Annotated in this window: 8 protein-coding genes and 3 tRNA genes; 7 read left to right on the forward strand and 4 right to left on the reverse strand. The window is 73.1% G+C overall.

What is annotated here, in order from left to right; translation table 11 throughout:
* The first annotated feature begins 244 nt into the window (after nt 1-244).
* Both ACFYY2_RS17235 and ACFYY2_RS17240 read left to right on the forward strand, forming a co-directional pair.
* Nucleotides 245-1,018, forward strand: coding sequence for a DsbA family protein (locus ACFYY2_RS17235; protein ID WP_388743183.1), 774 nt, complete (start codon nt 245-247; stop codon nt 1,016-1,018).
* Nucleotides 1,015-1,842 (forward strand): cytochrome c biogenesis CcdA family protein, encoded by an 828-nt coding sequence (locus ACFYY2_RS17240; RefSeq protein WP_388743185.1) that lies wholly within the window; start codon nt 1,015-1,017, stop codon nt 1,840-1,842. The genes ACFYY2_RS17235 and ACFYY2_RS17240 overlap by 4 nt, the downstream gene beginning before the upstream one ends.
* Nucleotides 1,843-1,890: 48 nt before the next feature.
* Here ACFYY2_RS17240 and ACFYY2_RS17245 read toward each other — a convergent pair.
* From ACFYY2_RS17245 to ACFYY2_RS17260, 4 genes are all read right to left on the reverse strand, one after another.
* Nucleotides 1,891-1,967 (reverse strand) — tRNA-Phe (locus ACFYY2_RS17245).
* Between the two features lie 22 nt (nt 1,968-1,989).
* Nucleotides 1,990-2,064 (reverse strand) — tRNA-Asp (locus ACFYY2_RS17250).
* A gap of 39 nt (nt 2,065-2,103) precedes the next feature.
* Nucleotides 2,104-2,176, reverse strand: a tRNA-Glu gene (locus ACFYY2_RS17255).
* An 80-nt stretch (nt 2,177-2,256) separates the two neighbouring features.
* Nucleotides 2,257-3,789 carry a metallophosphoesterase gene (locus tag ACFYY2_RS17260; protein WP_388743188.1) on the reverse strand — a complete coding sequence of 511 codons (1,533 nt, stop codon included), beginning with the start codon at nt 3,787-3,789 and terminating at the stop codon, nt 2,257-2,259.
* A 124-nt stretch (nt 3,790-3,913) separates the two neighbouring features.
* On the opposite strand from ACFYY2_RS17260, the gene ACFYY2_RS17265 reads away from it, so the two are divergent.
* The 5 genes from ACFYY2_RS17265 to ACFYY2_RS17285 all read left to right on the forward strand — a co-directional run.
* A complete protein-coding gene (locus tag ACFYY2_RS17265) occupies nt 3,914-4,267 on the forward strand; it encodes a metallopeptidase family protein (protein ID WP_015578045.1) in 354 nt (117 codons plus the stop codon).
* The gene (locus tag ACFYY2_RS17270) at nt 4,264-4,761 is read left to right on the forward strand and encodes a CrcB family protein (protein WP_388743191.1); all 498 of its coding nucleotides are present in this window, start codon (nt 4,264-4,266) and stop codon (nt 4,759-4,761) included. Before ACFYY2_RS17265 ends, ACFYY2_RS17270 begins: the two co-directional genes overlap by 4 nt.
* Nucleotides 4,758-5,141: a fluoride efflux transporter FluC gene (locus ACFYY2_RS17275; protein ID WP_388743193.1), complete on the forward strand. Its 384-nt coding sequence runs from the start codon at nt 4,758-4,760 to the stop codon at nt 5,139-5,141. Before ACFYY2_RS17270 ends, ACFYY2_RS17275 begins: the two co-directional genes overlap by 4 nt.
* 110 nt (nt 5,142-5,251) lie before the next feature.
* A complete protein-coding gene (locus ACFYY2_RS17280; protein WP_388743194.1) occupies nt 5,252-5,812 on the forward strand; it encodes a hypothetical protein in 561 nt (186 codons plus the stop codon).
* Nucleotides 5,813-6,052: 240 nt separating this feature from the next.
* Nucleotides 6,053-7,810 (forward strand): DEAD/DEAH box helicase (locus ACFYY2_RS17285; protein WP_388743196.1); only part of this gene is annotated, 1,758 nt, incomplete at its 3' end.

The following is a 7,810-nucleotide window of genomic DNA, read 5'->3' on the forward strand; positions in this document are numbered from 1 at the left end:
TTTCGGGCAGCTGGTCACCCGTTCCCCGTCCGAGGCGGTCCCGTGTCCCCTTCGCAGTGGCGCAGCCGGGCAGCCGTGTGCGCCGCCCGGCCGCGGGCGGTCCGCGCGCCGGGTGCCGTCGCCGGAGCCACGGGGCGCCGGGGGATACCCGCACCCGCCGCACTCTCCTGACCGAGGGTGCAGGCGGGCCCCCGCTCCGTCTTCCCCACTCAGCAGACACCCCCGCACCAGCCCGGAGTGCCGCATGCCCACACCCCAGCGCACCTCGTCGACCCTCCTGAAGCCACTGCTCCTCGGCCTCGCCGTCGCGCTCGCCGCCGGACTGCTCGGTTTCGTCTCCTACCTGGCCACTGCCCCCGACGGCGCCGCCTCGGACGCCCCCGCCGTCCGCACGACCGGGGGCACGGACCCCGACGTCCAGCGCGAGCTGGCGGAACTCGCGCGCCGCGACGCGGGTGACAAGCTGGCCCGGGGCCGCACCGACGCCCCGGTCGTCCTCATCGAGTACGCCGACTTCCAGTGCGGCTACTGCGGCAAGTTCGCCCGGGACACCGAACCCGAACTGGTCAGGAGGTACGTCGACGACGGCACCCTGCGGATCGAGTGGCGCAACTTCCCGATCTTCGGCGAGGCGTCCGAGGCGGCGGCCCGCGCGGCCTGGGCCGCCGGGCAGCAGGACCGCTTCTGGGCCTTCCACCGGGCCGCCTACGCCGAGGACGCCGAGGAGAAGGGTTTCGGCAAGGCCCGGCTCAGGGCCCTCGCGGCGCAGGCGGGCGTCAAGGACCTCGACCGGTTCGCGCGCGACGCCGACGGTCCGGAGGCCGCGGAGGCGGTCCGCGCGGACCGGGAGCAGGCCTACGGGATCGGCGCGACCTCCACGCCGTCCTTCCTCGTCAACGGCCGTCCTCTCGCGGGCGCCCAGCCGACGGCCGTCTTCACCCAGGCCGTCGAGGAGGCGGCGGCGGAGGCCGCGAACGTCGGGAACGCGGGCAACGGCGCCGGGGACCCCGCGAAGTGACTCCCGGCATCGGCTACTTCGCGGCCCTGCTCGGCGGACTGCTCACGCTCGTCAGTCCGTGCAGCGCCCTGCTGCTGCCCGCCTTCTTCGCCTGCACCGTGGACTCCGCCTCCCGGCTGCTGGCCCGCACGGGGATCTTCTACGCCGGTCTCGCCACCACGCTCGTCCCGCTCGGCGCGGCGGGTTCGTACGCCGGGCGGCTGTTCTACGGGCACCGGGACGCGCTCGTCCTCGGCGCGGGCTGGCTGATCATCGGGCTGGGCCTCGCCCAGATCGCGGGGCTGGGCTTCGCCTCCCGCCGGATCGCCGCGCTCAGTGGCCGGATCCGGCCCACGACGGCCCTGTCCGTCTACGCCCTGGGCACGGTCTACGGACTGGCCGGCTTCTGCGCGGGCCCGGTCCTCGGAGGTGTCCTCACGGTGGCGGCCGTCAGCGGCAGCCCCGTCTACGGCGGGCTGCTCCTCGCCGTCTACGCCCTGGGCATGGCCGTCCCGCTGTTCGTGCTCGCGCTGCTCTGGGAGCGCTTCGGTCTGGGCCGCAGGGCCTGGCTGCGCGGCCGTACGCTGCGTGTCGGCCGCCTCGGGGTGCACAGCAACTCGCTGCTCTCCGGTCTCCTCTTCATCGGACTGGGCGCGCTCTTCCTCGTCCACGACGGGACGGCCGCACTGCCCGGACTCCTGGACGTGGAGACCTCGTTCGCCGTCGAGGAGTGGGTGCGACGCGTGGGCGCGGGCGTGCCGGACGCGGCGGCCCTGAGCGTGGTGGCCGGCGCGGCACTGCTGGTGCCGGTCGTGCACGCGGTCCGGCGGCGCCGTGACGGGTGAAGGGGCGCGGACACGACGAAGGCCCCGTCCTGGGACGGGGCCTTCGGGTGGTGGCTGGGGCCGGGATCGAACCGGCGACCTATCGCTTTTCAGGCGATCGCTCGTACCAACTGAGCTACCCAGCCACGCAGCTCATACGGGCTGCAGCGGTCCTGACGGGATTTGAACCCGCGGCCTCCACCTTGACAGGGTGGCGAGCACTCCAAACTGCTCCACAGGACCAAGCTAATGTGCGAGACAAGTCTCGCACACGGTAAAGCGTGCCCCCAACGGGATTCGAACCCGTGCTACCGCCTTGAAAGGGCGGCGTCCTGGGCCACTAGACGATGAGGGCTAAGGGCCCACCTGCGCGCTTTCCAGCGCGTCGGGGACGTGAGAAGCATATGGGATGCGGGGAGGTATCGCCAAAACGGTTTACGGGGAGGTCGTCGGGATGCCCGGGGAGGGCGACGGGGACGTCAGGTTCTCCTCCGGGAGGTGGCGGCCGACCTCGGCCGTCGTGAGGCCGAGCCCGCCCAGCGTGATCTCGTCCCAGGCCTGCAGATGCCGGGTGGAGCGGTCCAGGTAGAGCACGGAGGCGCGCACCTTCTCGGGCTTCTCGTTCTGCACGGCGCGCAGGCCGCCGCCGCCCGTGGAGCCCTCGACCTTCAGGCGGGTGCCCAGGGGGAGCAGTTCGTTCACCCGGTGGTGGAGATGGCCGGCCAGGACCAGAGGAACCGTTCCGTCGGTCTCCCGGGCCGCGTTCGGGTCGTGGGCGACCGCGATGTCCACCGGGGTGCCCGCACGCTTCTGGTCGCGCAGCGCGGAGGCGAGCCGCATGCCCGCGAACTGCTCGGCGGCCTTGCCGCCCCTGGGACGTACTCGGTCGGGGGTGAACTGGGGGTCCCCGGTGCCCGCGATGCGCAGTCCGGCCACGTCCACCGCGTCGCCCTCGTCCAGGACGTGCGCGTTCTTCGTCTTCTCCAGGTACGCCTGGGTCACTCTGGAGTCGTGGTTGCCCCGCACCCAGACGTACGGGGCGCCGAGGTCGCGGACCGGGTCCAGGAAGCCGTTCTCGGCCGCCGTGCCGTGGTCCATCGTGTCGCCGGAGTCGATGATCACGTCGATCTCGTACTGCTCGACCAGGGACCCGATGATGTGCCAGGCGGCCGGGTTCAGGTGGATGTCGGAGACGTGCAGGACCCGGATGGTCCCGGGGTCCGGCTGGTAGACGGGCAGGGTGGACGTGGCGTCGTACAGCTTGGTGACGTTGGTGACGAGGCGCGCCAGTTCCTGCTGGTAGACGTCGAACTCGGTGACGATCGACCGGGCGTCACCGACGACCGAGGGGGCGCTGGAGAGCAGCCCGGAGAACTTCGGCTCCAGGACCGACTTCGGGTTCCAGGTGGCGTACGCGCTCACGCCCGACGCCGCCAGCAGCGCCAGTGCGAGCCCGCCGGCCGCCAGCGCGCGGCGCGGCCGGCGGAAGACGACGAGGCCGAGGGCGGTGGCGCCCGACACGACGGCCACGCACGAACGGAAGGCCAGCTCACGGGTGCCCGCGGCGACGTCCTCGGTGACCTCCCGCTGCAGGCCCGAGAGGCGCTCGGGGTGCTTCACCAGGGCCTGGGAGCGCTCCGGGTCGAGCTGGTCGATGTCCACGTCCAGGCGGACCGGGGCGTGGTGGGAGTCCAGCTCCAGGGCGCCCAGCGGGGACACGTTGATCTTGGTCCCGCCGCTCACCGACGGCCGCAGGGTCATGGTCGTGTCCACGGGGCCCACCGGCGTACGCACACTGCCGACCACCAGCAGCCCGAGCCAGGCACCCAGTACGACCACCGCCAGCATCGCGAACGCGCGCCGCCAGGGGTGCGCTGCCGGTGCGAGACCGACGGCGGCGGGAGTGCGGGAGCGGGACGGGCGGAGTCGGCGGACACGGGCGGCTGCGGCGTGGAACGGGCGTGCCATTGGGCGCGTATGCCCCGAACGGACGGCGGACATGCGGACCGGCGGGCCGCCGTGGGCCGGGCGGGTGGCCGGCGGACGCGGAGCGGCCCGCCCGCGGCCGGCCGCCGTGAGTGACAATGGCCGGGTGCTGGAGATGACGCGCGAGGAGTTCGAAGAGCTGGTGAGCCTGGCTCTTGACCGTGTCCCGCCGGAGCTGATGCGGCTGATGGACAACGTCGCGGTGTTCGTCGAGGAGGAGCCGGAGGACCCGGAGGACCGGGAACTGCTCGGCCTCTACGAGGGAACCCCGCTCACCGAGCGCGGCGAGTGGTACGCGGGAGTGCTCCCGGACCGGATCACCATCTACCGGGGGCCGACGCTGCGCATGTGCGAGACGCGCGAGGACGTCGTCGCCGAGACCGAGATCACCGTCGTCCACGAGATCGCCCACCACTTCGGCATCGACGACGAGCGGCTGCACGAGCTGGGGTACGGGTGAGCACCCAGGGCCCGCCGCCCGAGCGGCCGTCCGTCGACCCGGACGTCTGCCTGTCGGTGCCCGCGCAGCGCGCGGAGATGAGCGGCGCGGGCAAGTGGCGGGTCCTGGCCGTGGTCGCGGCCGGAGGCGCGGCCGGGTCGGCGGCACGCTACGCGGCGACCCTCGCCGTGCCCGCCGCCGAGGGCGGCTTTCCCTGGGCGGTCTTCGCCGTCAACGTGACGGGCTGCGCGCTGATCGGCGTGCTGATGGTGCTGACCGCCGAGCGGGGCAGGATCACGCATCCGCTGGTGCGGCCCTTCCTGGGGGTCGGGGTGCTCGGCGGGTTCACCACTTTCTCGACGTACGCCGCCGGTGTGTCCGACCTGCTGGTCCGTCAGGAGGTGGCGACCGCGACCGCGTACACCGCGGTGACGGCCGTGGCGGCGCTCGCCGCGGTGTGGGGTGCCGCCGTGCTGACCAGGGCGCTGGCCGCCGGGACGGGGCGGACGGGGTGAACTGGCTGCTGGTCGTCCTCGGAGGAGCCGTCGGGGCGCCGCTGCGCTACCTGACGGACCGTGCGGTACAGGCGCGGCACGGCGCCGGGCTGCCGTACGTGTTCCCGTGGGGGACCTTCACGGTCAACGCCGCGGGCAGCCTGCTGCTCGGGGTGCTCACGGGCGCCGCGGTGTCCTCGCCGGTCTTCGCCCTGCTGGGTACGGGGCTGTGCGGAGCGCTGACGACGTACTCGACCTTCTCGTACGAGACGCTGCGGCTGGCCGAGCAGGGGCGCGGCTTCCTGGCGGGCGCCAACGTGCTGGCGTCCCTGCTGGCGGGGCTCGGGGCGGTCTTCCTAGGGGCCGAGGTGGCGGGGGGCTTCGGCGGCGCCGGGGGATGAGGCGGACGGGCATCGCGTGTGCGGGTGTGGAGCCGGGGCGTGTCCCCGGCGGGGGCAGGGGAGTTGAACACATCGCTCCCCCGTCCCTCTCCGCCCCGGAGGTCCATCCCGTGCGCCAGTTGTCCGCCCGTGCCCGCTGGGCAGCCGTCACCGCACTGACGATCGCCGCGTCCACCGGCTGCATGAGCGTCGGTGACGACGCAGGGGACCCCTCACCCTCGCGCCAGGCGGACCGGAAGGGGTCCTCGGCCAAGCCGGACGGGGGCACCGCGTCCGGCTCCGGGTGGTCCGGTTCCGGCGGCCGCGCCGAGGCGCAGTCCGACCGGCACGACTCCCGGCGCAAGCCGGACGCGAAGGCCTCGGGCCCCGGTGCCCCGTCCCGCCCCGAGGGCACGCCCGGGGTGCCGGTCGCCCCCGGTACCCCCGAACCGACGCGCGGCGGGCCGCTGCCCACGCCGGAGCCCAGCGTCCCCGGCCCGGGGGAGCCGCCGCCCCCGCCGGTGACCCCGGAGCCGCCCCCGCCCTCGCCCGACCCGGAGCCGTCGCAGCCGCCCGAGCCGCCCACGGCCTCGCCGGCCGCGGCGCAGTTCCGTACCGACGCGATGGGGGCTCCGGACCGGGTGGACGTGTGGCCCACTCCAAGGGCATCGCCGCAGGTCGCGCCGGTGTGAGCGCCGGTCCGGAGGACCCGGTTTGCGCGAAGTGGGGGAGGGTGCGTATGGTAGTAGATCGTTTGATCCCATTGCCCGGCGCCGACACAGAAGAGCGCCGTGTGGCGCGTACTCTCCCTTGCCGTGGCTGGACCGCATTGAGGCGGTCGAAATTGCGAAAACACGGAGTTACGGGCGCGTGCCGAGACTCCGGAAGGTTTCGCATTTCGCATGTCAATTTCCAGTTCTGACCACACCGTCATGCCCGAGAGCATCGAGAACGACGAGATCGCCGAGATCGTCGAGGCCGCCGAAGCCGTGGTGGCCCAGGCCGAAGAGACTCCCGTCGCGGAGTCCTCCGCCGCGGACACCACCGACGAGGACGCCGAGCCGAGCGTCACCTTCGCCGACCTCGGACTGCCCGAGGGCATCGTGCGCAAGCTCGCGCAGAACGGCGTGACGGCGCCCTTCCCGATCCAGGCAGCGACCATCCCGGACGCCCTGGCGGGCAAGGACATCCTGGGCCGCGGCCGTACCGGCTCCGGCAAGACCCTCTCCTTCGGTCTGCCCACCCTGGCCGCCCTGTCCGGCGGTCACACCGAGAAGAAGAAGCCCCGCGCGATCATCCTCACGCCGACCCGTGAGCTCGCGATGCAGGTCGCGGACGCGCTCCAGCCCTACGGCGACGTGCTCGGCCTGAAGATGAAGGTCGTCTGCGGCGGTACGTCGATGGGCAACCAGATCTACGCGCTGGAGCGCGGTGTCGACGTCCTCGTCGCCACCCCGGGCCGGCTGCGCGACATCATCAACCGCGGCGCCTGCTCCCTGGAGAACGTCCAGGTCGCGGTCCTCGACGAGGCCGACCAGATGTCGGACCTGGGCTTCCTGCCCGAGGTCACCGAGCTGCTCGACCAGATCCCCGGCGGCGGCCAGCGCATGCTCTTCTCCGCCACCATGGAGAACGAGATCGGCACGCTCGTCAAGCGCTACCTGAGCAACCCGGTCACCCACGAGGTCGACAGCGCGCAGGGCAACGTCTCGACCATGTCGCACCACGTCCTCGTCGTGAAGCCGAAGGACAAGGCGCCCGTCACGGCCGCGATCGCCGCCCGCAAGGGCCGCACGATCATCTTCGTCCGTACCCAGCTGGGTGCCGACCGCATCGCCGAGCAGCTCATCGAGTCCGGCGTGAAGGCGGACGCGCTGCACGGCGGCATGACGCAGGGCGCCCGTACCCGCGTGCTCGAGGACTTCAAGAAGGGCTACGTCAACGCGCTCGTCGCGACCGACGTCGCCGCCCGAGGCATCCACGTCGACGGCATCGACCTGGTCCTGAACGTGGACCCGGCCGGTGACCACAAGGACTACCTGCACCGCTCGGGCCGCACCGCCCGTGCCGGCAAGTCCGGTGTCGTCGTCTCGCTGGCGCTGCCGCACCAGCGCCGTCAGATCTTCCGCCTCATGGAGGACGCGGGCGTCGACGCCTCGCGTCACATCGTGCAGGGCGCGGGCGTCTTCGAGCCCGAGGTCGCCGAGATCACCGGTGCCCGGTCGCTGACCGAGGTCCAGGCCGACTCCGCGAACAACGCGGCCAAGCAGGCCGAGCGCGAGGTTGCCGACCTCACCAAGCAGCTGGAGCGCGTCCAGCGCCGTGCCGTCGAGCTGCGCGAGGAGGCCGACCGTCTGGTCGCCCGTGCCGCCCGCGAGCGGGGCGACGACCCTGAGGCGGCGGTGGCCGAGGTGACCGCCGAGGCCGAGGCCGCGCTCATCGCAGCCGTGTCCGTCCCCGAGCAGCCTGCCGCCCGCGAGGACCGTCGGGACGACCGGGGCAACTACGCCCGTCGTGACGACCGCGGTGGCGACCGTGGTGGATACCGCGGCGGCAACGACCGTGTCGGCGAGCGCAGTGGCCGTCCGGCCGGTGCGAACGGCTACCGCGGCAGCAGCGACCGCCCGTCCTTCCGCGGCAGCAACGACCGTCGTGAGGACCGTCCGGTGGGCGGTGGCTTCCGCTCCGGT

Source organism: Streptomyces sp. NPDC001822 (assembly GCF_042892135.1).
In the GTDB taxonomy this organism is placed as follows: Bacteria; Actinomycetota; Actinomycetes; order Streptomycetales; family Streptomycetaceae; genus Streptomyces.